Here is a 23,633-nt window from a genome sequence, read left to right on the forward strand (position 1 = left end):
CAACCGCTGACCCCCAATAATCATTAGCTGTCACTTTCTTTGCCACTGCCAAACATCCGGCGCCTCGCGCGCAAACGACTAAAAAGATAATCGGAGACGTTAATGGCTCATTTGAAACGCACTTTATCCCTCGGCACATTGGTCATCTTCGGCGTCGGCCTGATGACCCCCATCATCGTCCTCGGCACCTTCGGCATTCTCGCGCAATCCAGCGGCGGGCACGTGCCCATGGCCTACCTCGCCGCGCTGGTGGCGATGTTGTTGACCGCCATCAGTTACGCGCACATGGCCAAGGCCTTCCCGGTGTCGGGGTCTTCGTACACCTACGTGCGAAAGGCCATCGACGCCCGATTGGGCTTCATGACCGGCTGGGCGATCCTGCTGGATTATCTGTTCCTGCCGATGGCGATCTGGTTGATCGGCACCGCTTACCTCAATTCCGCGTTTCCCGAGGTGCCGCAATTCATCTGGCTGCTGGCGTTCATCGCCCTGACCACGGTGATCAACATCCTCGGCCTGAAACTGGCGACGGCCGTGAACATCCTGCTGTTGCTCCTGCAGGTATTGATTCTGGCGGCGTTCATCGTGCTGTGCGTTCACTACACGTTGGGCGATCCCACGAAACCCTTGTTCACCCTGGCGCCGTTCGCCAGCGGTGGCGTGCAGTGGTCGATGATCATGAGCGGCGCGGCGATCGCGTGTTATTCCTACCTCGGCTTCGACGCAGTGAGCACCCTGACCGAAGAAACCCACGATCCGGAACGCAACATGCCACGGGCGATTCTGTGGGTGACGCTGATTGGCGGACTGATCTTCGTTGGCACCTCGTACGTGGTGCAACTGGCCCAACCGTCGCTGCAATTCGCCAACGTCGATTCGGCGGCCTACGAGATCGCGAAAAACATCGGCGGCGACCTGTTCGTGTCGATCTTCCTGATCGGTCTGGTCATCGGACAATTCACTTCCGGCATCGCCGCCCAGGCCAGCGGTTCCCGCCTGTTGTACGTGCTGGGCCGCGACGCGGTGCTGCCGAAGGCGTTCTTCGGTTACCTGTCCCCACGCTTCGGCACCCCGGTCGGCTGCATCCTGCTCAGCGCCGTGGTGGCCTTGCTCGCGCTGAAAATGGACGTGACGACGTCCACCTCATTCATCAACTTCGGCGCGTTCCTGACCTTCATTCTGGTCAACCTGTCGGTGATCTTTCACTACTGGATCGCCCAGAAACGCCGAGGCCTGAGCGCTGTGTTGTTGTATGTGCTGCTGCCGCTGGCGGGGATGGTCGCTGACCTGTGGCTGATGTTCAGCCTGGACTCCAATGCGGTGGAACTCGGGCTGTCGTGGCTGGCGATCGGGTTCGTGTATTTGATGTATTTGACGGGTGGACTGCGTCGGCAGCCGCCAGAGTTGACCCTGGAAGAAGCGATGTGACCTGGATGGTTGGCTGTTAACGACCGGGGGGCAGTCGGTTTATGGGCCGTCTGGACCTCCGCTTCGCTGCCGTCGTGCCTCCGGCGGCTCCCACAGGATTTTCTTCGTGGCGCGCAGAGGGTAACGACACGACATCGCGTACGTGAGGGCGCCAACGAATCAGGGTTCAACGCGGTTTCTGTGGGAGCCGCCGGAGGGACGACGGCAGCGAAGCGGTGGGTCAGTTGGTTCAAAGACCGTCTGAGCCTTCGCTTTCGCGCTCAATACTCACACCCGTCCAGCCAGTGAGCATCCCACAACGGGTAGTCGTGTACCCGTTTGACCAATCCTGCTCTTATCGGGTTAGCAATGATGTAGCGGGCTACCGGCCGCACATCTTCATCACTGCGAAGCGCTCGGTCATGAAAGCCACGCTGCCAGAATTGCCCTGATCTGCCCAAATACCCATTGACCTGGCCCGCCGCCTGGCATTTGACCCTGTGCACCACCGCCGACAGCTCTCGGTCTTTGAGTTGCATGAGCCAGTGGAAGCGATCGGGCATCACGACCCATGCCAACGAATCCGCCAATCCAGCCCATTGCGCCTTGCGCAGTTGATGCACCAAGAGTCGAGCTGCTCGCCAGTCGCTGAAGAAAGGTTGTCGGTTGTGGGTCACCGCAGTGATCAAGTAGACCTGATCGATCAGAGAGCAGCGACCAAGGCGCAGTCTTCGGGATTGGGGGCGTGCGGACATTCTTCGTCTTCCTGATGTCAGGTGGGAAGGTCAAGGTTAGTGTCCACAGGAGGGTTAGAGCGTTGGAGTCTGATTCGGGATGTAAACGGGATTTTGTGTCGCCTGATCCATTGCCGTCGCTGCCGTCGCTGCCGTCGTGCCTCCGCCGTCTCCCACGAGATTTTCTTCGTGGCGCGCAGAGGGTAGCGACACAACATCGCGTACGTGAGGGTGCCAACGAATCAAGGTTCAACACGGTTTCCGTGGGAGCCGCCGGAGGCACGACGGCAGCGAAGCGGTGGGTCAGGCGTTGCACAACCGGCTGACCCACCACGGTCTTGAATCAAGGGCTGCCGAACCCGGCGCGCAGTTTTACAGCCGCCTGCTCAAACGCCACTTTCATCGCATCAATCACTTCATCCCCATGGTCGAACGAAATGTAGATCCGTCCATAGGGTGACGGCATCATCAGCACACCGGCTTCGCGCAGGGCGAGGTGGAGGGCTTTGGTGAAGGCGGGGTTGGCAACCTTTGAAGCTTCTTCATACGTGACAGGCGCAACGTCGGCGTGCCAGATTCCGAATACGTTGCCATACCCACTGGTCACGGCCTGAATGCCCTGGGCCTTGAAAATCCCTTCGACCGCCACACGCAGGTGCTCGCCGCGCTGCACCAACTGTTCGTAATCGCGTTGATCCAGCAACGCCAAGGTGCTGCTGACCGCCGCGCAGGCCAGCGGGTTACCGCTGAACGTGCCGCCACGGGCGACGCGGCCTTCTTCGAAGCCCTGCAAGATATGCGGCTTGCCGACGACCGCCGAGACCGGCACGCCGTTACCGATGGCCTTGCCGACGCTGGCCAGGTCCGGGTCCAGGCCCTCGCGCAGACCCGCCAGCCCGGCAAACAGACGAAAGCCCATCAACACCTCATCGCAGATCACCAGCGCGCCGTGTGCGTGCGCGATGTCCTGGACGTGCTTGAGGTAACCGGGCAGCGGCATGATGCAGCCCGCGTTGGCGAGCATCGGTTCAAGGATCACCGCCGCAATATCCCCGTCTTCCGCAAACAGCCGCTCGACGTCAGCGAAGTCGTTGAAGCGCAGCAGCGTGGTGCGTTCGGTCGCGGGGCGAGCGCCGTCTTCGAAACGCGCTTCGTTGGAGGTCACGTTGCCGAAGCTCACGTCATCGAACCAGCCGTCGAACCCCGCCGCCATCTTGGCGATCCTGCCGCGCCCGGTGTACGCACGGGCCGCTCGGCAGGCGAGGTGCACCGCTTCGCTGCCGGAGTTGGTGAACATCACTTTGGTCAATTCGCCGGTGTGCTTCGCCAGCGCCGTCGCTGCCGCGTGTTCGCGCACGTGGGCCCAGGACGGCGCGGCACTGTCGCTCAATGCGTGCGTCACGGCCTCGTTCACGGTGTCGTTGGCGTGACCCAACAGCACCGCGCCGAAACCCAGCGCGGTATCGATGTACCGACGCCCTCTGTCATCCCAGAGCCAGGCGCCTTTGCCTTTCTGGATGAACAGCTTTTCACCGTTCAGTTCCGGCAGGATACGCGCGGCGCTGGATACATCGCCCACTAAGTTAGCCATTCTCAACCTCTGAATCCGGACAGTCGTTTGCCGCCCCGGCGCACGGTCGGGGCGGCCTCACATGGTTTTTTTCAATACGTCCCGAACAAGGGACTGCCGCCTATTTATTGTTGTTTGACCTTCAATTTTTCGTTACGCCGCCGCAGCACCTCCAGCGTCAGCAGCATCAAGACCGACAGCACGACCATGATGGTGGCGACGGCGGCGATATTCGGGCTGATGTTCTCGCGAATCCCGGCGAACATTTGCAGCGGCAAGGTGCGTTGCGAAGGGCTGGCGAGGAACAGCGTCACCACCACTTCATCGAACGAGGTGGCGAAGGCGAACAGCCCGCCGGAGATGACGCCGGGCGCGATCAGCGGCAGCACGACGCGAAAGAACACCGTCAGCGGCGGGGCGCCCAGGCTCGCGGCCGCACGGCTCAGGTTGGTGTTGAAACCATGCAGAGTCGCGTTGACCGTGATCACCACGAATGGCACGCCGAGCATGGCGTGGGCCAGCACCAGGCCGAGGTAGCTGTTGAGCAACTGCAGCTTGGCGAAGAAGAAATACAGCCCCACCGCGACAATGATCAGCGGCACGATCATCGGCGAAATCAGGAACGCCATGACCACGCTCTTGCCGCGAAAGTCACCGCGGCACAGCCCGACCGAGGCCATGGTGCCGAAAACCATCGCCAGCAGCGTCGCACCGGGCGCGATGATGAAGCTGTTTTTGAACGCCTGCCGCCATTCTTCCGAAGACATCAGTTCCTGGTACCAGCGCATGGAAAACCCGTCCATGGGGTACGTCAGGAACGACGACGAATTGAACGACAGCGGGATGATCACCAGGATCGGCACGATCAGAAACAGCAGGATCAGGATCGACACCGAAACGAGTCCGAAGCGGGCGAGTTTTTCGGCGGGGGATGCGTAGGGTTGCAACATGTCGATTACCTCGCCTGAGTCGGGTTGGTGAGTTTGCCGTACACCACGTAAAGCAGCAGCGTGGCAATCAGCAACAGGCTGCCAAGGGCAGACGCCATGCCCCAATTCACGGTCTTGTTGGTGTAGAACGCGACGAAGTAGCTGACCATCTGATCCGCTGCACCGCCCACCAGCGCCGGGGTCACGTAGTAACCGATGGCGAGGATGAACGTGAGCAGACCGCCCGCCGCCAGGCCCGCGAAGGTCTGCGGGACGTACACCCGCCAGAACGCCACGAACGGATGCGCGCCCAGGGAAATGGCAGCCCGCACGTAGTTCGTCGGGATGCTTTTCATCACGCTGTACAGCGGCAGAATCATGAACGGCAGCAGCACGTGGGTCATTGCGATGATCACCCCGGTGCGGTTGAACACCAGTTGAATCGGCGCATCGGCGATGCCGAGAAACATCAGTGTGCGATTGATTAAACCGTCCGATTGCAGCAGGACGATCCACGCAGCGGTGCGCACGATCAGCGAGGTCCAGAACGGCAGCAGCACGCAGATCATCAGCAGGTTGCTTTTGCCCTCCGGCAAAATGGCCAGCCAGTAGGCCACCGGGAAACCCAGGATCAGGCACAGCACGGTGACGATGGCGCCGATGTAAAAGGTGCGGGCAAAAATGTCCACGTAGATCGATTGATTTGGCTCCGCCTTCACCAGATTGCCCGTGGCCGAATCCAGCCGATGATCGACAGACGCCAGCAGGTAATAGGGCGTCAGTTTCGACGAAGCCTGTTTCAGCGCTTTCCAGTACGCGACATCGCCCCAGGCTTTGTCGACGTCAATCAGCGCCTCGCGTTTCGATGCCGCGCCGTCGTCGGGCAACTTGCGCAGGGTTTTGGTGATGACGGTGCGGTAGTCGGGAATCTCGTAACTCAGGCGCTTGCTCAAGGCGAGGATCTGACCGTTTTCCTTGGCGCTGGCAAGGTCTTTGATCAACGCGGCGTAGGTGCTTTCGCCGGGCAGTTCGGTGCCTTCCCAGCCGCTCAAGGCAGCGGTGGTGGCGGGCATGGCAGTGTTGACTTCGGGGTTGTCGACGCTGCGGCTGAGCAGGGTGCCGATGGGGAAGGCAAAGCACACCAGCACGAACAGGAACAGCGGCGCGATCAGCGCCAGCGACTTCAGTTTATACGTGCGTTGCGACCTTCTGAGTTTGGCCCTCAGGTCGACGGTGTCCTCGTCACGGTGCAGCAGAACGGCGGTCTGACTCATGATCGGCGCCTCAGTGCTGGATGACGTCGAGCGCACGGATGTGCTCGGGCGCCCAGGACAGGGAGATGGAACTGCCGACGGTCCAGCTGCTGTCCATTTGGGTGGCGGGCAGTTTGATCATGAAGTCAGGTTGCCCTGCGATTTCAGTGATCATGCGCACGTGATCGCCGAGGTAGATGTATTCGCGAATCCGTGCGGTCAGGGGCGTACTGCCTGCACCGCTGACAAGGACGCGTTCAGGACGGATGCACAGCGCGACAGGTTCTCCCGGCTGCGCGCCGGTCACGGTGATCGCCTGAACCAGACTGCCGTCCTTCAAGCGAACGGTGGAGTGGGTGGCGTCCTGGGACAGCACAGTGCCGTGCAGGGTGTTGTTCTCACCGATGAACTGGGCCACGAAGCTTTTGGTCGGGGTTTCGTAGATCGCCGCCGGGGTGTCGATCTGTTGGATCACGCCGTCATTGAACACGGCCACGCGGTCCGACATCGTCAGCGCTTCACTCTGGTCGTGGGTCACGTAAACGACCGTCAGCCCCAACTGTTTGTGCAGGTGCTTGATCTCCAGCTGCATGTGTTCGCGCAGCTGTTTGTCGAGGGCGCCCAAAGGCTCGTCCATCAACACCAGCTTGGGCTCAAACACCAGCGCGCGGGCCAGGGCAACACGCTGTTGCTGGCCGCCGGACATCTGCGCCGGGTAGCGTTTGGCGAAGTCGTTGAGGCGCACCATGTCGAGGGCGCGGCGCACTTTCTCGGCGCGCTCGATGCGGTTCATCTTGCGCACTGACAGCGGAAACGCGAGGTTTTCCTCGATGGTCATGTGCGGGAACAGGGCGTAATTCTGGAACACCATGCCGATGTCACGCTTGTGCGGCGGCAGGTTGTGCAGCGGTTTGTCTTTCAGAAAGATCTCGCCCTGAGTCGGTGTTTCGAAACCCGCGAGCATCATCAGGCTGGTGGTCTTGCCCGAACCGGAAGGGCCGAGCAGGGTGACGAATTCTCCTTCGGCGATGTCCAGGTTCAGGTCTTTCACGACCGGACGAAAGCCGTCGTAGGTTTTCTGGATGTTCTTGAAGCTGACCAGGTGTTTCATGTCGCAGCCCTCATCAGGGTGTAGGCAGGTGCCGTCTTCGCTACTCATCTGCCTGTTCACGCAAAATGAAGAAGCAATCAGTGGCCGTCACGTCGCGCACGGGCGCGACATGGCGGAGGTTTGCAGGGTGAGCCGCCACGCTGGAACGGGTGGCGGAAAATGCGCCGGAATTACTTCTGGGCGATCCAGGCGTTGAAGCGCTCGGTCAGCGATTCGGTGTTGTCGACCCAGAACTCCACGTCCAGCGGCAGCGCGGCGGCGAGGTTGTCCGGGGTGGTCGGCAGGTCGGCCTTCAGGTCCGCGGGAACAAGCTCGTTGGCCTTTTTGTTCGGCAAGCCGTAGGCGATGAATTTCGGCAGTTTGGAGAGGTTTTCCGGCTTGCTGGCGAAGCTGATGAAGTCCATCGCAGCGGCTTTGTTTTCACTGCCTTTGAGCACGGTCCAGGAGTCGATGGCCGAAACGCTGCCGTTCCACAGGAATTTGAAGTGCTTGCCTTCGTTGCGGTTGAAACCGGTGATGCGGCCGTTGTAAGCCGAGCTCATCACCACGTCACCCGCCGAGAGCATTTGCAGCGGCTGCGCGCCCGCTTCCCACCAGACGATGCTGGACTTGATGCTGTTGAGCTTGTTGAACGCACGGTCCACGCCTTCCGGGGTGCGCAGGACTTTGTAAACGTCAGCGGGCTTCACGCCGTCGGCGATCAGGGCGAACTCCAGCGAGTATTTCGGGCCTTTGCGCAGGCCGCGTTTGCCGGGGAATTTCTGGGTGTCGAAGAAATCGGCCCAAGAGGTCGGAGCGGTTTTCAGCTTGTCGCCGTCCCACGCCACACCGGTGTTCCAGACGATGGCGCCCACGCCGCAATCGTTCACCGCTTCCGGAATGAAATCAGCCTTGTTGCCGACCTTGGCCCAGTCGATTTTTTCGTAGAGGCCGGTGTCGCAGCCCAGCGCGAGGTCTTCGGCTTCCACTTCGACCACGTCCCAGTTCGGGTTGCCGACTTTCACCTTGGCGTCGAGTACGCCGACGCCACCGTCCCAGCTCTGGTCGAGGACTTTTTTGCCGGTCTGTTCGCCGAATGGCTTGAAGAAAATCTCACGTTGCGCGTCCTGAAAGTTTCCTCCCCAGGAAACGATGGTCAGGTCACGGGCGCTTGCCGACTGTGCGGCGGCAAGTCCGGCAACGGTCAACGCGAGAGCGGCTAAAGCGTGGCACGGCTTGTGCTTCTTGTGCATGTGGAACCTCGACGCAGATGGTGTTGTGTGGTGGTGGTAAAAATATTTACCACCTGCAAATCTGCGAAGCAAGTTTTATTTTTCCGCGCCCCCGAAAACTGAAATCGCCCGGATGACCGGTAAGCGATTGTTTTTTCACGCCCGGCTTTTGCGATCAGGCCAGCCGTGAAGCTCACGCCGTTCGGGGCATCGAGCCCACGGCCACGCCCGCGTCCGGTGATCGGTCGTCAGCAGTTGTTACTTTTGCGCTTGTCAGCCGACGCCGGTTGGTGCGAAATACCCAACTTGGTGCACCGCGACCCTTTTCAGGCATCGACGGATGCACGCCGTCTCATCCGCGCATTCACGCGGCGTCGGCCCGTGACATGCCGAGTTCACTTGAGGACACAACCGTGACAGATTCGCCGGCGATCAGCCGTAACCCCCACGCGCCGGAAGAGCCCGTCGAAGACGAGGTCCCGAGCGAAGACACGGCGTCGGTCGGCGAACGGCTCAAGGCGCTGCGTCAGAGCCGGGGGTTGTCGATCCGTGGACTTGCCGAACTGGCGGGCGTTCCCCATGCCACGCTGTCGATCATCGAACGCGACAAATCGAGCCCGTCAGTCAGTATTCTCAAACGCCTGCTCAAGCCGCTGAACGTCACCCTGAGCGTGTTTTTCTCCGACTCGGCGGTCGTCGACCGTGCGGTGTTCTACAAGGCCAATGAACTGGTCGAACTGGCAGACGGCAAAATGCTGTCCTACCGGCAAGTCGGGGCCAACCTGACCAACAGCTCGATGATGATTCTTCACGAGCGCTATGAACCCGGCGCCGATACCGGCCAGGAAGGCGAAGAGCTGTACTCCCACGAAGCCGAGGAGGGCGGCATCATCATTGAAGGTCGTCTGGAAATGACCGTCGGCGATGAGGTCCGCATCCTTGCGCCGGGCGACGCCTATTACTTCGACAGCCGCTTGCCGCACCGCATGCGCAACCCGTTCGACGAAGTGTGTGTGGTGGTCAGCGCGGTTTCGCCGCCGACGTTCTGATCGGCGTGCTTATTCCCATGGATGTTCCTTCAGCTTGTCTTCCAGAAAATCGCGGAACACGCGGATTCTCGGGCTCAGGTGCTTCCTGTTCGAATAAATCAGGTAAATCGGCTCTTTATCTGCCAAGTTGAAGTCGCTCAGCAGCGGGACCAATCGACCCTGCCGGATGTCCTCACCAATATGGAACTGCGCCAGTTTGACGATCCCCGCGCCGCTCAAGGCCATCTCCCGCAGCATGTCCCCTTGGGCAAAAACGGCCTTGGGGGCAATCGGCAGGGTCACGATGCCGGCCTCGGCGTCGCCTGTCCCGGCACGAAATTGCCAGGTGTTCCAGGCGCTGTGAAAGCCGAAGTTGAAGCAGTCGTGGTTCAGCAAGTCCTGCGGTTGAGCAGGCGTCCCTTTGCGCGCCAGGTAATCCGGTGACGCGCAGGTAACCCACGCGCTTTCGCCGATCTTGCGCGCGATTCGCGAAGAGTCTGGCAGTCCGCCGCTGTGAATTGCCACGTCCAGCCCCTGATCGAACAGGTCCACGTATTGCGGCCCCACTTGCACATCCACCGTCAGGCCGGGGTAACGCGCCAGGAATTCCGGCAGCCACGGCAGGATCTGGTGTTTGGCGAACGTGGTCATCGTGTGAATGCGCAGCGCGCCGCTGACCCGACCGGGAAATGCTTCCGCCAGCGAGTCCGCTTCCGCCATCGCATGGATCACCGCCCGCGCACTGACCAGATAGGCCGAGCCTTCCTCGGTCAGGGTCAACGTGCGGGTGCCGCGCTGAAACAGCCGAACCTGCAAACGGTCTTCAAGCCGGGTGATCAGCTTGCTGATGGCCGAAGGGGTCAGGCCGTTGGCCCGCGCCGCCGCCGAGAAATTGCCATGTTCGGTCGCCCACATGAAGGCCAGCATCTGTGAGTAGTTATCCATCTGCACGCTCGCGACAGGCTACGGTGGGCGCAGCCTGCCAGCATTCGGGCACACGAACAAGCCACCCGCCCGTCGCCGGAGATCGGCCTGTCAGCGAATGAACTGCTCGATGTATTCGTCCGGCAGCCCCAGGGATTTGTAATGTTTGCGTGCGGTTTCGAGCTTGGTGAACACGTCCTCGTACCCCACGGCCACGCCTTGCGGGTCAACGTACGTGTAACCGCCCTGGACGTGGAACCAGGTGATCATTTCTTCCACGTCTTCCGGCACGAACAGGGTGTGGGTTTCCCCTGGAGGCTCGTAGGCGAAAGAACCTTCGGTGGCCACCCAATCGTGTTCGAGGTAATACCAGCGACCTTTAAGGACCAGCGCATGCACGCCGCCGCTGTGGCGATGACGGGACAGCACGCCGCTCTGGCGAACGCGCAACAGGTTGATGTAATAGCCGCCGGTGGTGCTGAGCAACAGGGGTTTGAACGAGACCGACGCGGTGACCGGCACCCATAGATTGTCGTCTTGCAGCCAGTCGGTGAGGACGCCAGCGTGCACCATGTCCGGCGTCATGAACGGCACTTGGGGCAGTTGATAAGGGATTGCGAGTTCATCTGGCTTGGGGGCTGTGCTCATCGGTCTCTTTCCACGGTCAGTGATCAGAATCCCCAGAAGCATGTGTGTCCGGGGTTGAGCACAGCGTAGGCGAGGGTTCCGGGCAATAAAACACCACAGATGGCACAGCCAGTGTGAATGCTCGTCACAGGTGGGCGCGTAAAAAATGAGTCAATGCAGCATGCGTCTGACGTCGGCCAGTCCATCCTTGAGAATGGCATTGAGTTCCCGCCAGGGGTAACGGGCTCCGGCCGCAGAGACCTCGCAGGTCTCGGTGTGTTTGAACGGTTGCTCGTTCAACGCGGGGCACTGCCCGGCACCACAGGACCGGCACACCAGTTTGTGGCCATGGATGATCCAGTCCTTGTTCCAGCAATCCAGGGTGAAAGGGGGACGTTTGCTCGACATACATACACCTCCCGAAGTGAACAACGGCATGGGTGATTCGGTTGATGGGGCGGGGATTGTCTGGGGGCGAGCGGACGGCTGGGCGTCATCCCCGAGAAAGACATCAAGAGTGTAGGAGGGTTTTGGAAGGTGAGCAGGCAACTGGTCGGATCGCCGCAGGGCCCGTGAATGCCCGACAGGACCTCAACGATCTGTTCGTTCTTCTGGATGACACAGTGGTGGTGCATGACCCCTGAAAGTGTGTCGTCGCGCGCCGCAGGCGCAAACCCCGCGTGAGTGAGCGTGGTTTGCGTCTCTACGCCTGTACACGCGCCGAACGGTGACGTTCTTAATCATGACAACGGGCAGATTTAGGTACTATCTGCGCACTGCGACCCGATGAAGGCGAGCGGCATTAGAGCGTCTGGCGGGGTTGATGAAGCATGCAGGGAACTGAAGAAAGTCTTGAGCAGAAGTCGTTCGCTCAATTGCGGCCGCTCAAGATATCCAGCGAGATTCTGGCCGCCGTGGCGTGCTGCGTGGTGTTGTTCGTGGCCAGCCGGACCCAGCCCATATCGCCCTGGTTGTATGGCTACTGCGCCATTGCCGGGGTCATCTGTTTTCTCACGTACCGCGCCCGCACCACACGGGAGCTGTGGCTGACCGGGCTGCTGCTGTTGTGCACCTGCACCGCGTGCCTCGGTTCACTGGCCATCGCCCTGGGCAATCCGCTGCTCTGGTTCCTGCCCATCGGGCTGGTCTTGAGCTTGCCGGTCTCGGCCATGCATTTTCATCCGCTGCAGGCCTTGAGCACCGGCGCGGCCATCTGGGCCACGCTTTTTTACACGGTGCAACCGGCCTTTGATCGGCAACTGGACCTGACCCTGACACTGATCCTCATCACCGGCAGCCTGCTGGTGGCCACGCTGGTGTGCCAGACGTTTTGCCTGATTCGCAAGGATGTGTTCGACCTGCAACATCAACTGCACGGCATGGCCTACAAGGACACCCTGACCGGGCTGCCCAACCGGCGCGCCTTCATCGAACGGCTCACCGCCACCGTGGAAGACGGAAGCGCCACGTCGCCGCTGTTCTTCCTGATGCTCGACATCGACGATTTCAAGAAGATCAACGACGGCTACGGTCACGACGTCGGCGACCGGGTATTGGTCGAAGTCGGCAGGCTGTTGAAGGACCGGAGCCAGGGCCATAACTTCGCCCGGCTAGGCGGCGAAGAGTTCGCCGTCGCGGCTCAATTGCACGACCTCGCGGCGGCACAAGTGCTGGCGCTGGCCATCGTCGAAGCCGTCAACACCAGCCCGTTATACGGCCTGACATTGTCGATCAGCGTGGGCGTGGCGGAACGTGAGCCGGGCGAGTCGATGTTCAGCCTGATGCGCCGCGCGGACCTGGCGTTGTACGACGCGAAAAGTGCGGGCAAGAACCGCTTCGCGATGGCCCCGTCGGAAGCGGCCAACGCCTGATCTTCACGGGTTTTACCGAGTCATGTGCGCAATCGTGGCTCGCTGTGAACGCACTCGACCAGAAAATCCATCACCGCCTTGACCGACGGCGAGCGCCGCAGATCGGGGTACACCGTCAGCCACAGATCACGGGCAGGCCCTTCGCTGTCGACCGTCAGGCGGCGTAGCGCCGGGTCGCCGTCGCCCACGGTGGTCGGCAGCACCACCGCACCCAATCCGGACCGGGCCGCCATCTGCTGGGACATCAAGTCGCTGGCGGCAAACACCACCGGGCGATGACGACGAATCTGGTGCAACCACGCCTGCTGCGGCAGGTGATCGCGGCTTGCGTCGTAGCCGATGAACGTCCATTGCTCGGCGGGTTGCTCGGCAAACGCAGCACTGGCGTAGAGCGCGAACCGCACCACGCCGACCTTGCGACGGACCAGCGCGTCCTCCTCGGGCCGCACCGTGCGCAGGGCGATGTCGGCTTCGCCTTTGTCCAGCGCCGCCAGCGACAGCGAGGGCAACAGTTCCACGTTCAAGCGAGGGTGCTGGCGTCGCAGCTCGGCCATGCGTGGCGCAAGCGTGTGAATGGCCAGCGATGGCGGCGCGCTGACCTTGACCGTGCCCGCCACGTCGATAGACGCCACCCGCGACAACTGCTGCACTTCACTGGCGATCCCGGGCATCGCTTCCAGAATCCGGCTCAAGGCCCGGCCGTCTTCCGTCAGCGGCCGGCTGCGGGGCAGACGGTCGACCAGACGCAGGCCCAGCGCTTTTTCCAGTGCGTCAAGGCGCCGTCCCACCGTCGCGTGCTCCACTTGCAATTCGCGGGCGGCCGCGGACAACGACTGCGTGCGGGCCAGCACCGAGAACACGTACAAATCCTGCCAGTCGAACATCGGGTTATTTCCGAACGGAGGGTGGGAGAGATTAGGGAATTATCGATCCGAACGCCGCGTTTTAACATGGATCGCATCAACGACGACAACCGTCCGGTATAGACCCAGGAGCGACCCACGATGAAAGGCATCATGATCCAGACCTACGGCGGACCTGAGGTTGTGCAATTGCGCAAAGACCTGCCAATGCCTCAGGCCACGCCCGGCCACGTGTTGGTCAAGGTCGCTTACGCCGGGATCAACTTCATGGACGTGCACACCCGTCAGGGCAAGTACGCGTCCTCCGCGACCTACCCGGTGCGAGCACCCTGCACGCTGGGCATGGAGGGCGCCGGGAGAATCGTCGAGGTGGGCGAGGGCGTTACGCACTTGACGGTCGGTGATCGGGTGGCGTGGTGCATTGCGTGGGGCAGCTATGCCGAGTACGCCAGCGTGCCCGCTGAAAAGGTCGCAAAAATCCCTGACGCCATTCCCTACGACCTGGCCGCTGCAACGATTTTTCAGGGCGCGACCGCGCATTATCTGGTGGACGACATCGCCCGATTGGGGCCGGAAAGCACGTGCCTGATTCACGCCGGGTCCGGCAGCATCGGCCAGTTGCTGATCCAGATGGCCAAGGCACGGGGCGCCGACATTTTCGCCACGGCCAGCAGTGAGCGTAAATGCGCGATTGCCACCGAGCGCGGCGCCCATCACGCGATGCGCTACGACGAAGGCGGTTTTGCGGATCGCATTCGTGAAGCGACACAAGGCAAAGGCGTGGACGTGGTGTTTGACTCGGTGGGCAAAACCACCCTGCGCGACAGCTTCAGGGCGTGCCGCACTCGCGGGCTGATCATCAATTACGGCAACGTCTCCGGCTCGGTCACCGACCTCGACCCCATCGAACTCGGGGAGGGCGGTTCACTGTTTCTCACCCGGCCCCGGCTGGCGGATCACATGGCCGACGGAGCCACGGTTCAGCGCCGCGCCGATGCCGTGTTCGGGGCCATTCTCGACGGAACACTGAAGATCGAGATCGAAGGTCGTTACCGGATGGAAGATGTCCAGACCGTTCACGCCCGGATCGAAGCCCGGGAGCAGATCGGCAAGTCGGTGTTGTGGGTGGCGGATGTGGATTGAGCGTCAAGGTCACCGCTTCTGTGCGCGATCAGTTGTCCGATTCAGTCTGCGGGCTCGGCTCGGCAGCGGCTTCAGCCTCAAGCTTTGCCCGGTCGGCCTTGCTGATGTACGTGGACTTTTTCTTGGGGGCCAGTTTGGCGCTGGCTTTTTTTGCCTTGGCCTTGAACAACTGTTGGAGCTTTTTCTGACGGTTCATCTTCGACTCGGCGCGTTCGGGCGGTGATGCGGAGGGAGGCGCATTGTAGCGGTGGCGCGCCCTGGCCGATAGCAGGCGTCCTGCCAACCGACGAGCCGACGCCCTCTGCTACTATCGCCAGCCTGTAAACGTCATCCCATGATCTTCGTGAGGCCGAGGAAATGAACAAGGATCAAGCCGATTTCGAGGGCTGCTGCCACTGCGGCACCGTGCGCTTTCGCGTCCGACTCGCCGATGGACTGCACACCGCCCGTCGTTGCAACTGCTCGTACTGCCGGATGCGTGGCGCGGTCGCCGTGACTGCCCGTCAGGAAGACCTGCAGATCGTGACAGGCGAAGACGCCCTCACGCTGTACGAATTCAATACGCGCACGGCCAGGCATTACTTCTGCTCCAAGTGCGGCATCTACACCCACCATCAACGCCGCTCCAACCCCACACAACTGGGGATCAATGCCGCGTGCCTGAGTGGCATCAGCCCGTTCGATTTTGCCGAGGTGCCGGTGAACGACGGGGTCAATCATCCTTCCGACAGAAAACGTGAAGGCGGGAGCGGCATTCTCGGGGTGTTGCGCTTTGAGCCTACGGAGGAAAAAGACCGCTAAGAAAGGGTCTGACTGTCGGACACATCCCGGCGCTGCCATCACCGGCTTGTATGATCAGCCCTGACGGTATTCCTTCGTGGTCTTGCCGGTCCAGCGCTTGAAGGCACGCCTGAAGTTGGTGGGCTCCGAAAAGCCGAGCAATAGGGCAATGTCATCAGTGCTCATCACGGTCGTCTTCAAGTATTCGACCGCCAGTGAACAGCGGACGTCATCGACGATGGCAGCGAACGACGTGTCTTCCATCTGCAGCTTGCGGCGCAGGCTGCGGGTGGTCATGTGCAGGTGCTCGGCCACTGCTTCCATGCTCGGAAACTCTCCTGGCGTCTGCATCATCATCTGATAGACCTCTCCGGCAATGCCCGCCGACACCTTCGCCTGCCCGATCAATCGTTCACAGGTTTCCTGGAGCACGGTCGCGGTCAGGCGATGGGCAAGGTGCGGCTTTTGATCGAGAATCGCGCTGTCGTAATGCAACTCGCATTGCGGGTGGTCGAACACGCACGGACACCCCAGATAGTCGGGGTAGAGGTGGGCATAGGCGGGCGCGGGGTAGGAAAAGCAGGCTTTGGTCGGCGGGCAGCTCTGGCCGAACACGTCTTGAAGATGAGTGACGTGCTGGGTGAATTGCTGCTCGATCCAGAACTGTTTGATTTCCCGGGACGGGCTCGGTGTAGAAGCATCGGGAAACGTCCACACCGCGCGGTCTTCGTATTCCTGCCATTCAATGGTCAGCGTCGGCGTGGCCAGCGCGTGGTATTTAACGCCCAGCCGAAAATAATCACGCAGTGACAGGCACGACATCAGCGCATATCCATACATGCCGTAGGCAGACAAGTGCAGGCGTGCGCCAGTCTTGAACGGGGTGGCCGGGTCTTTGGACAGCGACACGGCATTGCCGCACACGGTCGCGTATTGGCGGACCGAGGTGAGGGTAGTGGCGTCGTTGATCTGGTCTTCCGTTATGCCGCTGCCTTTCAGGCTGTCGGCAGGGGCGATCCCTTGTTCAGCGAGGACTTCCACCAACGCCGCAATCTTGTAAGGGGCATAGATGCGTTCGTTGAACAGCGGCAGTTTTCGTGACATTCGTGGGGCTCCGCTCAATGTCCTTCAGGGATTCTTTAGTGTCCGGTAAGGATCTTACTGCGAATGCGCAAACGCAATAAGCTGATCTCGACACGCGCCGCGCCTGCCTGACGTCATTCGCGATGGCGCCCACGCCAATAAAAACAAAGGTTGTCCTTCATGAGCTCGCCGAACCGAAAGGTCATCATTTCCTGCGCGATCACTGGCGCTACGCACACGCCGTCGATGTCCGAGTACCTGCCCCTGACGCCCGCCGAGATCGAACGACACGCCATCGAGGCCGCCGAGGCAGGCGCGGCGATTCTCCATCTGCACGCCCGAGACCCTGAAGACGGGCGCCCCACGCCCGATCCCGAAGTGTTCGCCCGATTCGTACCCGCGATTGCCCGCGCCACCGACGCCGTCATCAATATCACCACGGGTGGCAGCACTCGGATGACGCTGGCCGAACGTCTGGCGTATCCCCTGACGGCTCAACCGGAGCTGTGCTCGTTGAACATGGGCTCGATGAATTTCTCGATCCATCCGATCGCCCGCAAGATTGCGTCGTGGACGTATGACTGGGAGCGTGAACACGTCGAGGGCATGGAAGATGTGGTGTTCAAGAACACGTTCAAGGACATCCGCCAAATCATGCAGCAACTGGGCGAATGCGGCACGCGGTTCGAGTTCGAATGCTACGACGTCGGGCACCTCTACAACCTGGCGCATTTCGTCGAGCAAGGGCTGGTCAAACCACCGCTGTTCATCCAGTCCTGCTTCGGGATACTGGGTGGACTGGGTGCCGACCCGGAAAACATGCTGCTCATGCGCACCACTGCCGACCGGCTGTTCGGGCGCGAGAACTACGAGTTTTCAATTCTCGGCGCAGGGCGTCACCAGCTGCCTTTCGTGACCATGGGTGCGATCATGGGCGGCCATGTGCGGGTGGGGCTGGAAGACAGCATCTACCTCGCCAAAGGGGTCAAGGCCAAGACCAACGCCGAACAGGTGCGCAAGGTTCGGCACATTCTCGAGGAACTGTCATTCGAGATCGCCACCCCGCAGGAAGCCCGCCAGATGCTGGGCCTCAAGGGCCGTCAAAACGTGCACCTGCAGTGATGCGACGCGGCCAGATTATCGAGCAGTCAGAACAAAACAAGAAGAGGTTTGATCATGACGGTCATGTCCAACGCTGCGCAGCTCCATGCGCTCGCGACCCGGCGAGCGATGGTTCGATTGATACCGTTGATGTGCGCCATTTATTTTATGTCCTACCTGGACCGCACCAACGTTGCACTGGCGAAGGCGGCGCTCAATGCTGACCTGGGGATCAGCGCGGCGGCGTTCGGACTGGGCGCGGGCATTTTTTTCATCGGATACGCCTTGCTCGAAGTCCCCAGCAATCTGCTCGCCCACCGCATCGGGCCACGACGCTGGATTGCCAGGATTGCAGTGACTTGGGGCGTGCTGTCTTCGGCGATGATGTTCGTGCAGGGCGAGGCGTCGTTTTACCTGCTGCGGGTGCTGCTGGGCATCGCCGAGGCCGGTCTGTTTCCGGCCTTGATGTACATGGTGACCCTGTGGTTCGCACCCAAGGACCGCGGCATCGTCATCGGCTGGATTTACATCGCCCCGGCGCTGGCGCTGGTCATTGGCAACCCGATCGGCGGCGCGTTGATGCGGCTGGACGGGGTGAGCGGTTTGCACGGCTGGCAATGGATGTTTTTGCTGGAAGGCCTGCCGAGTGTTGTGGTTGGCGTGATTCTCTGGTTCAAATTGCCGGACCGGCCACGGGATGCGCGCTGGCTGAATGCGGCGCAGGCCCAGTCGCTGGAGACCCACGCGCTGTTGCCGGGGCAGGGTGAGCCTCATCGCTATTCCGGGCAGTGGATGAAGGCGTTGACGCGGCCGACCACGATCCTCATCGGCCTGATTTACTTCCTTAACCAAGTAGCGTTCGTGGGCCTGGTGTTCTTCACGCCGTCGATCATCCAGCAGATGCAGATCACCTCGCCACTCACCGTGGGCCTGTTGTCCAGCAGCGTCGGCTTCGGTTTTCTCGCGGGGGTTCTGGTGCTGCCTAGGGTGCATCGCGCCGTGGATCGCGACACGTATTGCCTGATTCTGTTCACTGTGGGGCTGATCGCCAGTTCAGTGGCGTTCACCCTGATCGATGACGCGATAAGCCGCATTGCGCTGTTCACGGCCACGTCATTCTTCGCCGGTGGCGTGCTGCCGACTTATTGGGCCATCGCGATGAAACGGTTGCAGGGCATCGAAGCGGCCGCTGGGCTGGCTTTCATCAACACGCTCGGTTTGCTGGGTGGTTTCGTCGGCCCGTTTCTGTTTGGCCTGGCGGAAAAAGCATCGGGACTCAGTTCATCCGGCTTTTATGTGATCGTGGCCGCCGCCGTGCTCGGCTTGCTCCTCGTACCCTTGTTGGGCATGGCGATCAACGCGCAAGCCGGTCGCCCATTGACTGAACCTGCCATTGAAGGAAGGGAAGCGCTGTGAAGATTGTCGATTTGCTCAAACCGCCCCCGGGTCTGAAAGTTTTGATCACCGGGGGCGCCGCTGGAATCGGTGCGGTCATTGCCAGGGCCTTCCATGAAGTCGAGGCCCAGGTGTATATCTGCGACATCGACGGCGAGGCCGTGGAACGGATGAAGCGCGAACACCCCGGCTTACGGGGCAGCGTGGCGGATGTTGGCGTCCGGCACGACGTGGACCGCATGATGGACGAGGCGACGTCATCGCTCGGTGGCGTGGACGTGCTGGTCAACAATGCCGGCATCGCAGGCCCCACCGGCAACCTCGAGGATCTGGATCCGGACGCGTGGGAGCACACCGTCTCGACCAACCTCAACAGTCAGTATTACGTGCTGCGCAAGGCAGTGCCCTGGCTGAAGAAGTCAAACTGCAACCCCCACATCGTCGCCATGTCTTCGGTCGCCGGGCGCCTTGGTTATCCCTTCAGAACGCCTTACGCCTCAACCAAATGGGCGATCATCGGGCTCATGAAATCGCTGACCGGCGAACTGGGGCCAGACAACGTCCGGGTCAACGCTATCTTGCCGGGCGTGGTGGCGGGCGAGCGCATGAACCGGGTCATCGATGCACGGGCGCAGACGCTGGGGATCGGCTTCGACGCGATGCGGGACCAGTATCTGGAAAAGATTTCCCTGCGCCGCATGGTGACCATGGAAGACGTCGCAGCGATGGCGCTGTTCCTTTCCTCTCCCGCTGCGGTCAACATCAGCGGCCAGGCGATCAGCGTGGACGGGAACGTCGAATACCTGTGAGCGTACCCCGCTAGCCGAGGGCTACGCCAACTGCTGTTCAATCGTCTTGCTCAACGGCGTCTCGACGTCGCCGGTGTGCAGGGTGTCCATCGGCTCGATCAGCACGATCCAGCATTCCTCGTCGGCCACCGGGTTGTGCATCACGCCTTTGGGCACGACGTGGATCGACCCGGCAGGCAACTGGGACACGCGGCCCCCTTCGTATTCGATTTTCAGGTGGCCGCGCAGGACGTAGAACAGTTCGTCCTGTTCCGCGTGGTTGTGCCAGACGAATTGCCCCAGCAATTTCGCTACTTTGACGTATTGGTTGTTCACTTGCGCCACGACCTTCGGCGACCAGTGTTCGGTGATGTCGTCGAAGCAGGCATTCAGGTCGAAGGATTCGGCAAACGGCAGGCTGAGCATGGTCAACTCCAGGTGGGAATGATGGACAAAACGAGCAGGGCGGCCATGGCCAGGTTGAACACTCGCCAGTGACGCGACGTGCGCAGCAGCCGCGCCAACAGCACGCCGAGCCAGCACCAGAGGGTCAGCGAGGCACACGCGGCGAGACCGAACGACACGCCCAATAACGCTGCGAACCCGGCCGGGTGGGTCGCCAGAGGTGAAAACGCGGCGGCCGCGCTGACGGTCATGGCCCAGCTTTTCGGGTTCAACAAGAGGAGCGGAATGGCGTTGGTAAAACCCAGCGGCTCATCCGATCCGGCGCCCGGTGCTGCGCCTGTAGAGGGCGCGCCGCTCCGGGCGATGCGCCACGCCAGCCACAGCAGATAGGCTGAGCCCGCGACCTTGACCGCGAGTTCCAGGCCGGGTTCTTGAGCGATCAGGTTGCCGAGGCCGAACGCTGCGATCGTGGCGACAAACGCCAGGCTGAAGGCGATCCCGAGAATCAGCGGCAGGGAACGGCTTAAACCGAATCGCGCACCGGAGGCGGTGGCGAGAGACGTCGCGCCGCCAGGAGACAGGGTCGAGGCGGCGACGAACAGAAACAGCGGCAACAGCGTGGGCATCGGCCTTTCATCCGGCAGTTGAATGCCGCCGACAGTACGGCTGGCTGGCGGATTAGAAAATCGAATATCTTTAATGCCTGACATTACTGATCGTAATCCCGCCATGACCCGAAACCTTGACCTCAGCCTGATTCGCACCTTCGTCGTCGTCGCCGATCACGGCAGCATGACCGCCGCCGCCAACGCGCTGTTCATGACCCAGGGCGCGGTCAGTCAGCAGGTGAAGCGCCTCGAAGAAACCCTCGGCTGTCAGTTGCTGATTCGCAAACCCCGGCAGTTGGAGCTGTCGCAACAGGGCGAGCTGTTTCTCGGCAAGGCCCGGCAGCTGCTGCAATTGAACGACGACATTTGGGCGGACACCGTCGAAGGGCCGATTCGCGGGCACCTGCGGGTCGGTGCGCCGCCTGATCTCATCAACTCGCTGGCGCCCGCCATGAAGGCGTTTACCGACGCGCATCCCCTGGTGGAGCTGTCGTTGAAATGCGAGCCGTCGCCGGTGCTGCACGAGGCCATCGACAACGGTCATCTCGACGTGGCGCTGATCGAGTACCTCACCCCCAACGCCCAAGGTCGGGTGATTCGCACCGAGCCGCTGGTGTGGGTGGGAAGTCGCAGCAGCGAGGTCTGGAAAACCCGGCCGTTGCCACTGTCATTGGTGGACGAGCGCTGCGTGTTTCGCCCATTGGTGTTGGGCGCGCTGGCGAAGGAGGGGATTGCCTGGCGGACCGTGTTCGAGAACGGCAGCTTCGAAGCCACCGCGTCCACCGTGCGGGTCGGTCTGGCGATTACCGCATGGCTGGCGTCCACCGTGCCAGAGGACCTGGAAGTGTTGCCGGATGACATCGGGTTGCCCGAACTGCCCGCGTTCGCCATTTGCTTGCGCTTGCCTGCAACCGTTCAGCCGGTGGCCGAGGCGTTCGCGCAATGCCTGTTGGACAGCTTGCCCCACGAGGACATCGTGCGGATCCAGGAACCGGCAATGGCCTGATCGCTCAGGTCATTGCCGGGACTGTTCTAGCGCAGGCCGCCCGACACGACGAGCAGTTCGCCGGTCACCCAACGCGATGCATCCGAGGCGAGGAAGGTCGCCACATCGGCGATGTCGTCGGGTTGTCCGGCGCGGCCCAGCGGCGTCAGCGCCACGAAGTGTTTCTCCATGTCGGAGCCGGTGATGCCGCCCGCGTGGGTGCCCTCGGTTTCGGTGTAGCCGGGGTTAATGGCATTGACGCGGATCTTGCGCGGCGCCAGCTCGTTGGCCAGCACGCCGGTGATGGCGTCCACGGCGCCCTTGGTGCCGGTATAGAGGGCACTGGTGGCGGGAGACAGCGAGGTCGCGCTGGAGCTGATGTTGATCACGCTCGACCCTTCGCCCAAGTGCGGGGACGCCGCTTGCGTTACCAGCAACAGGCCGAGAACGTTGGTGTTGAACTGGCGGTGAAACTCGTCTTCGGTGATCTCTTCCAGCGGCGAAAACGCATAGACGCCGGAGTTGTTGACCACGATGTCGAGGCGCCCGTAAGCGTCGATGGCGGTTTGCACGAACTTCTGCGCATCCGCCGCCTTGGTGACGTCGCCGCCGACCACGGTGGCCTTGCCGCCGCTTTCGACGATCTTCGCCGCCACGGCTTCCGCCGCTGACTGAGCGCTGGCGTAGGTCACCACCACCGCCGCGCCTTCAGCGGCCAGCGCCTTGGCAATGGCCGCGCCGATGCCTTTGGAAGCGCCGGTGACGAGTGCAACTTTTCCTTCTAACTGAGCCATGATGTTCTCGCATCTGAATGAAGCATTTAGGGAATGAAGCGACTGCGTTGGCCTCGTGGCCGTGTGGCCTCGGAGTGCCGGGTGAAATCGAAACGGGTCGTCAATGGCGGTCTATGAGTGAGTCCCGGATCTGACGCTCCTGAAAAGAATGAGAAATATTGTGCGTTCAAAGACAACAATTAGCGGCAAAAAAAATCACGGACCGTCTTCGATGGCGGTCACGATTTGAGAGAGGGTGTGTTGCGCAAGGCCCTGTTCGAATGACGTTTGCGCGCTGCACAGCACGCCTTCGAGGCAGCCTTTGATATTGCGACTGACGTGACAGCCCTCGGCGACGGCATACCCGTGGACCACATAGGCCTTGGGCGCGTCGCTGGCGTTGTAAATATCGAGCAAGGTGATCTCAGTGGCGGGGCGTGCCAGCATGCAGGACCCCATCTTGCCTCGGGTGGTGGTGACCAGACCGGCCTTGGCCAGCTTGGAAATCACCCGCCGCACAAAGCTGGGGTCGGCGTTGACGCTGCTGGCCAGATCGGACGAACGGGTGGGCTCGCCGGGGCGGACCGCCAGCGAAGCCATGATGTGCGAAGCGACTGAGAACTGAACGTTGGGCTGAGGCATATTGTGAAACTAATCGTCACAATTCTGTTTGTCAACTGAGGATTGGTCGTTGGGGGTTGAACTGGGCTGTGTTTGAAACCTTCGGTGTGTCAGGTACAGCGCGTTCCCCGTGTTTACGACTGCTGCTCAGCCGATCGCGGGCAAGCCGGCTCCTACGCCTTCGGCAGAAGCGGTCGCGGTTCGGTTGAGGCATTTGATTCTGGCCGAAGGCTGTAGGAGCGCCGCTTGCTCCGAGCTGCGGTCAGACGATCTGGCGGGCCGCGGCAGGCATCCAGACAACTCAGGACCCGGCTGCGCGCGCAGTCCTGTGGGAGATTCTATGGTTGAGGGCAATGCTTTTTAGCCCTCTTTCCTGCGTCATATTCGTCTTCGTTCTGCATCAGGGAAAATGCGACGCGGGCG

The 23,633-nt window shown here is 61.4% G+C and carries 25 protein-coding genes; 9 read left to right on the plus strand and 16 right to left on the minus strand.

Translation table 11 applies throughout. The features are described from left to right. Nucleotides 1-102: 102 nt before the first annotated feature. Nucleotides 103-1,428: an APC family permease gene (locus ACIQAL_RS27530; RefSeq protein ID WP_166597371.1), complete on the plus strand. Its 1,326-nt coding sequence runs from the start codon at nucleotides 103-105 to the stop codon at nucleotides 1,426-1,428. A 260-nt stretch (nucleotides 1,429-1,688) separates the two neighbouring features. On the opposite strand, the gene ACIQAL_RS27535 is transcribed toward ACIQAL_RS27530, so the two are convergent. From ACIQAL_RS27535 to ACIQAL_RS27560, 6 genes are all read right to left on the minus strand, one after another. After that, nucleotides 1,689-2,162, minus strand: a complete 474-nt coding sequence (locus tag ACIQAL_RS27535; RefSeq protein ID WP_401150978.1) for an REP-associated tyrosine transposase — start codon at nucleotides 2,160-2,162, stop codon at nucleotides 1,689-1,691. Nucleotides 2,163-2,484: 322 nt separating this feature from the next. Next, nucleotides 2,485-3,732: an aspartate aminotransferase family protein gene (locus tag ACIQAL_RS27540; protein ID WP_401150981.1), complete on the minus strand. Its 1,248-nt coding sequence runs from the start codon at nucleotides 3,730-3,732 to the stop codon at nucleotides 2,485-2,487. A gap of 104 nt (nucleotides 3,733-3,836) precedes the next feature. Then, on the minus strand, nucleotides 3,837-4,661 hold the full coding sequence (locus ACIQAL_RS27545) for an ABC transporter permease (RefSeq protein ID WP_401150983.1): 825 nt from the start codon (nucleotides 4,659-4,661) through the stop codon (nucleotides 3,837-3,839). A gap of 5 nt (nucleotides 4,662-4,666) precedes the next feature. After that, entirely contained in the window at nucleotides 4,667-5,914 is a 1,248-nt protein-coding gene (locus ACIQAL_RS27550) for an ABC transporter permease (protein WP_401150986.1), read from the minus strand. Between the two features lie 10 nt (nucleotides 5,915-5,924). Further along, nucleotides 5,925-7,004: an ABC transporter ATP-binding protein gene (locus ACIQAL_RS27555; RefSeq protein WP_401150989.1), complete on the minus strand. Its 1,080-nt coding sequence runs from the start codon at nucleotides 7,002-7,004 to the stop codon at nucleotides 5,925-5,927. Between the two features lie 170 nt (nucleotides 7,005-7,174). Beyond that, nucleotides 7,175-8,236, minus strand: coding sequence for an ABC transporter substrate-binding protein (locus tag ACIQAL_RS27560; protein WP_401150992.1), 1,062 nt, complete (start codon nucleotides 8,234-8,236; stop codon nucleotides 7,175-7,177). A 392-nt stretch (nucleotides 8,237-8,628) separates the two neighbouring features. On the opposite strand from ACIQAL_RS27560, the gene ACIQAL_RS27565 reads away from it, so the two are divergent. Then, nucleotides 8,629-9,264 carry a cupin domain-containing protein gene (locus ACIQAL_RS27565; RefSeq protein WP_166595310.1) on the plus strand — a complete coding sequence of 212 codons (636 nt, stop codon included), beginning with the start codon at nucleotides 8,629-8,631 and terminating at the stop codon, nucleotides 9,262-9,264. A gap of 9 nt (nucleotides 9,265-9,273) precedes the next feature. Here the strand turns inward: ACIQAL_RS27565 and ACIQAL_RS27570 are convergent, their stop codons facing one another. The 3 genes from ACIQAL_RS27570 to ACIQAL_RS27580 all read right to left on the minus strand — a co-directional run bounded on the left by ACIQAL_RS27570 (nucleotide 9,274) and on the right by ACIQAL_RS27580 (nucleotide 11,202). Further along, the gene (locus ACIQAL_RS27570; RefSeq protein WP_401150995.1) at nucleotides 9,274-10,188 is read right to left on the minus strand and encodes a LysR family transcriptional regulator; all 915 of its coding nucleotides are present in this window, start codon (nucleotides 10,186-10,188) and stop codon (nucleotides 9,274-9,276) included. A 90-nt stretch (nucleotides 10,189-10,278) separates the two neighbouring features. After that, on the minus strand, nucleotides 10,279-10,815 hold the full coding sequence (locus tag ACIQAL_RS27575; RefSeq protein WP_166595312.1) for a 2,4'-dihydroxyacetophenone dioxygenase family protein: 537 nt from the start codon (nucleotides 10,813-10,815) through the stop codon (nucleotides 10,279-10,281). A 150-nt stretch (nucleotides 10,816-10,965) separates the two neighbouring features. Then, nucleotides 10,966-11,202, minus strand: coding sequence for a hypothetical protein (locus ACIQAL_RS27580; RefSeq protein WP_341964094.1), 237 nt, complete (start codon nucleotides 11,200-11,202; stop codon nucleotides 10,966-10,968). Between the two features lie 422 nt (nucleotides 11,203-11,624). On the opposite strand from ACIQAL_RS27580, the gene ACIQAL_RS27585 reads away from it, so the two are divergent. Next, nucleotides 11,625-12,665, plus strand: a complete 1,041-nt coding sequence (locus ACIQAL_RS27585; protein WP_401150997.1) for a GGDEF domain-containing protein — start codon at nucleotides 11,625-11,627, stop codon at nucleotides 12,663-12,665. Between the two features lie 20 nt (nucleotides 12,666-12,685). Here the strand turns inward: ACIQAL_RS27585 and ACIQAL_RS27590 are convergent, their stop codons facing one another. After that, entirely contained in the window at nucleotides 12,686-13,549 is an 864-nt protein-coding gene (locus ACIQAL_RS27590) for a LysR family transcriptional regulator (RefSeq protein ID WP_401151000.1), read from the minus strand. 120 nt (nucleotides 13,550-13,669) lie between these two features. Here ACIQAL_RS27590 and ACIQAL_RS27595 point away from each other — a divergent pair, with 120 nt between their 5' ends. Continuing rightward, the gene (locus tag ACIQAL_RS27595; protein ID WP_401151002.1) at nucleotides 13,670-14,671 is read left to right on the plus strand and encodes a quinone oxidoreductase family protein; all 1,002 of its coding nucleotides are present in this window, start codon (nucleotides 13,670-13,672) and stop codon (nucleotides 14,669-14,671) included. Between the two features lie 28 nt (nucleotides 14,672-14,699). On the opposite strand, the gene ACIQAL_RS27600 is transcribed toward ACIQAL_RS27595, so the two are convergent. Then, complete coding sequence (locus ACIQAL_RS27600; RefSeq protein ID WP_401151004.1) at nucleotides 14,700-14,867, minus strand: DUF2986 domain-containing protein; 168 nt, start codon at nucleotides 14,865-14,867, stop codon at nucleotides 14,700-14,702. A gap of 161 nt (nucleotides 14,868-15,028) precedes the next feature. On the opposite strand from ACIQAL_RS27600, the gene ACIQAL_RS27605 reads away from it, so the two are divergent. Continuing rightward, nucleotides 15,029-15,472, plus strand: a complete 444-nt coding sequence (locus tag ACIQAL_RS27605) for a GFA family protein (protein WP_401151006.1) — start codon at nucleotides 15,029-15,031, stop codon at nucleotides 15,470-15,472. Between the two features lie 54 nt (nucleotides 15,473-15,526). On the opposite strand, the gene ACIQAL_RS27610 is transcribed toward ACIQAL_RS27605, so the two are convergent. Continuing rightward, on the minus strand, nucleotides 15,527-16,555 hold the full coding sequence (locus ACIQAL_RS27610) for an AraC family transcriptional regulator (RefSeq protein WP_401151009.1): 1,029 nt from the start codon (nucleotides 16,553-16,555) through the stop codon (nucleotides 15,527-15,529). A gap of 159 nt (nucleotides 16,556-16,714) precedes the next feature. Between ACIQAL_RS27610 and ACIQAL_RS27615 the strand changes: the two genes are divergently transcribed. Genes ACIQAL_RS27615 through ACIQAL_RS27625 form a run of 3 tightly spaced genes read left to right on the plus strand, consistent with a single transcriptional unit; the run spans nucleotide 16,715 to nucleotide 19,839 of the window. Further along, complete coding sequence (locus ACIQAL_RS27615) at nucleotides 16,715-17,656, plus strand: 3-keto-5-aminohexanoate cleavage protein (RefSeq protein ID WP_401151012.1); 942 nt, start codon at nucleotides 16,715-16,717, stop codon at nucleotides 17,654-17,656. Nucleotides 17,657-17,710: 54 nt separating this feature from the next. Next, on the plus strand, nucleotides 17,711-19,051 hold the full coding sequence (locus ACIQAL_RS27620) for an MFS transporter (protein ID WP_401151015.1): 1,341 nt from the start codon (nucleotides 17,711-17,713) through the stop codon (nucleotides 19,049-19,051). Next, nucleotides 19,048-19,839, plus strand: a complete 792-nt coding sequence (locus tag ACIQAL_RS27625; protein WP_401151018.1) for an SDR family oxidoreductase — start codon at nucleotides 19,048-19,050, stop codon at nucleotides 19,837-19,839. The genes ACIQAL_RS27620 and ACIQAL_RS27625 overlap by 4 nt, the downstream gene beginning before the upstream one ends. Nucleotides 19,840-19,860: 21 nt before the next feature. Here the strand turns inward: ACIQAL_RS27625 and ACIQAL_RS27630 are convergent, their stop codons facing one another. Both ACIQAL_RS27630 and ACIQAL_RS27635 read right to left on the minus strand, forming a co-directional pair. Beyond that, on the minus strand, nucleotides 19,861-20,244 hold the full coding sequence (locus ACIQAL_RS27630; protein ID WP_166595324.1) for a cupin domain-containing protein: 384 nt from the start codon (nucleotides 20,242-20,244) through the stop codon (nucleotides 19,861-19,863). 2 nt (nucleotides 20,245-20,246) lie between these two features. Then, nucleotides 20,247-20,849 (minus strand): LysE family translocator, encoded by a 603-nt coding sequence (locus ACIQAL_RS27635; RefSeq protein WP_401151022.1) that lies wholly within the window; start codon nucleotides 20,847-20,849, stop codon nucleotides 20,247-20,249. Between the two features lie 73 nt (nucleotides 20,850-20,922). Between ACIQAL_RS27635 and ACIQAL_RS27640 the strand changes: the two genes are divergently transcribed. Then, on the plus strand, nucleotides 20,923-21,837 hold the full coding sequence (locus ACIQAL_RS27640) for a LysR family transcriptional regulator (protein ID WP_401151025.1): 915 nt from the start codon (nucleotides 20,923-20,925) through the stop codon (nucleotides 21,835-21,837). A gap of 26 nt (nucleotides 21,838-21,863) precedes the next feature. Here the strand turns inward: ACIQAL_RS27640 and ACIQAL_RS27645 are convergent, their stop codons facing one another. Together ACIQAL_RS27645 and ACIQAL_RS27650 are read right to left on the minus strand one after the other, a co-directional pair. Beyond that, nucleotides 21,864-22,610 (minus strand): SDR family NAD(P)-dependent oxidoreductase, encoded by a 747-nt coding sequence (locus tag ACIQAL_RS27645; RefSeq protein ID WP_401151027.1) that lies wholly within the window; start codon nucleotides 22,608-22,610, stop codon nucleotides 21,864-21,866. A 195-nt stretch (nucleotides 22,611-22,805) separates the two neighbouring features. After that, nucleotides 22,806-23,231 carry an Rrf2 family transcriptional regulator gene (locus ACIQAL_RS27650; protein ID WP_401151030.1) on the minus strand — a complete coding sequence of 142 codons (426 nt, stop codon included), beginning with the start codon at nucleotides 23,229-23,231 and terminating at the stop codon, nucleotides 22,806-22,808. Between the last annotated feature and the right edge of the window lie 402 nt (nucleotides 23,232-23,633).

Source organism: Pseudomonas sp. NPDC088368, assembly GCF_044753445.1.
GTDB lineage: Bacteria > Pseudomonadota > Gammaproteobacteria > Pseudomonadales > Pseudomonadaceae > Aquipseudomonas > Aquipseudomonas bambusae.

What these genes read in the sequence shown, in the direction of transcription:
- ACIQAL_RS27530 (WP_166597371.1), top strand. Translation starts at nt 103, where the DNA reads ATGGCTCATTTGAAACGCACTTTATCCCTCGGCACATTGGTCATCTTC.
- ACIQAL_RS27535 (WP_401150978.1), bottom strand. Translation starts at nt 2,162, where the DNA reads ATGTCCGCACGCCCCCAATCCCGAAGACTGCGCCTTGGTCGCTGCTCT.
- ACIQAL_RS27540 (WP_401150981.1), bottom strand. Translation starts at nt 3,732, where the DNA reads ATGGCTAACTTAGTGGGCGATGTATCCAGCGCCGCGCGTATCCTGCCG.
- ACIQAL_RS27545 (WP_401150983.1), bottom strand. Translation starts at nt 4,661, where the DNA reads ATGTTGCAACCCTACGCATCCCCCGCCGAAAAACTCGCCCGCTTCGGA.
- ACIQAL_RS27550 (WP_401150986.1), bottom strand. Translation starts at nt 5,914, where the DNA reads ATGAGTCAGACCGCCGTTCTGCTGCACCGTGACGAGGACACCGTCGAC.
- ACIQAL_RS27555 (WP_401150989.1), bottom strand. Translation starts at nt 7,004, where the DNA reads ATGAAACACCTGGTCAGCTTCAAGAACATCCAGAAAACCTACGACGGC.
- ACIQAL_RS27560 (WP_401150992.1), bottom strand. Translation starts at nt 8,236, where the DNA reads ATGCACAAGAAGCACAAGCCGTGCCACGCTTTAGCCGCTCTCGCGTTG.
- ACIQAL_RS27570 (WP_401150995.1), bottom strand. Translation starts at nt 10,188, where the DNA reads ATGGATAACTACTCACAGATGCTGGCCTTCATGTGGGCGACCGAACAT.
- ACIQAL_RS27575 (WP_166595312.1), bottom strand. Translation starts at nt 10,815, where the DNA reads ATGAGCACAGCCCCCAAGCCAGATGAACTCGCAATCCCTTATCAACTG.
- ACIQAL_RS27580 (WP_341964094.1), bottom strand. Translation starts at nt 11,202, where the DNA reads ATGTCGAGCAAACGTCCCCCTTTCACCCTGGATTGCTGGAACAAGGAC.
- ACIQAL_RS27585 (WP_401150997.1), top strand. Translation starts at nt 11,625, where the DNA reads ATGCAGGGAACTGAAGAAAGTCTTGAGCAGAAGTCGTTCGCTCAATTG.
- ACIQAL_RS27590 (WP_401151000.1), bottom strand. Translation starts at nt 13,549, where the DNA reads ATGTTCGACTGGCAGGATTTGTACGTGTTCTCGGTGCTGGCCCGCACG.
- ACIQAL_RS27595 (WP_401151002.1), top strand. Translation starts at nt 13,670, where the DNA reads ATGAAAGGCATCATGATCCAGACCTACGGCGGACCTGAGGTTGTGCAA.
- ACIQAL_RS27600 (WP_401151004.1), bottom strand. Translation starts at nt 14,867, where the DNA reads ATGAACCGTCAGAAAAAGCTCCAACAGTTGTTCAAGGCCAAGGCAAAA.
- ACIQAL_RS27605 (WP_401151006.1), top strand. Translation starts at nt 15,029, where the DNA reads ATGAACAAGGATCAAGCCGATTTCGAGGGCTGCTGCCACTGCGGCACC.
- ACIQAL_RS27610 (WP_401151009.1), bottom strand. Translation starts at nt 16,555, where the DNA reads ATGTCACGAAAACTGCCGCTGTTCAACGAACGCATCTATGCCCCTTAC.
- ACIQAL_RS27615 (WP_401151012.1), top strand. Translation starts at nt 16,715, where the DNA reads ATGAGCTCGCCGAACCGAAAGGTCATCATTTCCTGCGCGATCACTGGC.
- ACIQAL_RS27620 (WP_401151015.1), top strand. Translation starts at nt 17,711, where the DNA reads ATGACGGTCATGTCCAACGCTGCGCAGCTCCATGCGCTCGCGACCCGG.
- ACIQAL_RS27630 (WP_166595324.1), bottom strand. Translation starts at nt 20,244, where the DNA reads ATGCTCAGCCTGCCGTTTGCCGAATCCTTCGACCTGAATGCCTGCTTC.
- ACIQAL_RS27635 (WP_401151022.1), bottom strand. Translation starts at nt 20,849, where the DNA reads ATGCCCACGCTGTTGCCGCTGTTTCTGTTCGTCGCCGCCTCGACCCTG.
- ACIQAL_RS27640 (WP_401151025.1), top strand. Translation starts at nt 20,923, where the DNA reads ATGCCTGACATTACTGATCGTAATCCCGCCATGACCCGAAACCTTGAC.
- ACIQAL_RS27645 (WP_401151027.1), bottom strand. Translation starts at nt 22,610, where the DNA reads ATGGCTCAGTTAGAAGGAAAAGTTGCACTCGTCACCGGCGCTTCCAAA.
- ACIQAL_RS27650 (WP_401151030.1), bottom strand. Translation starts at nt 23,231, where the DNA reads ATGCCTCAGCCCAACGTTCAGTTCTCAGTCGCTTCGCACATCATGGCT.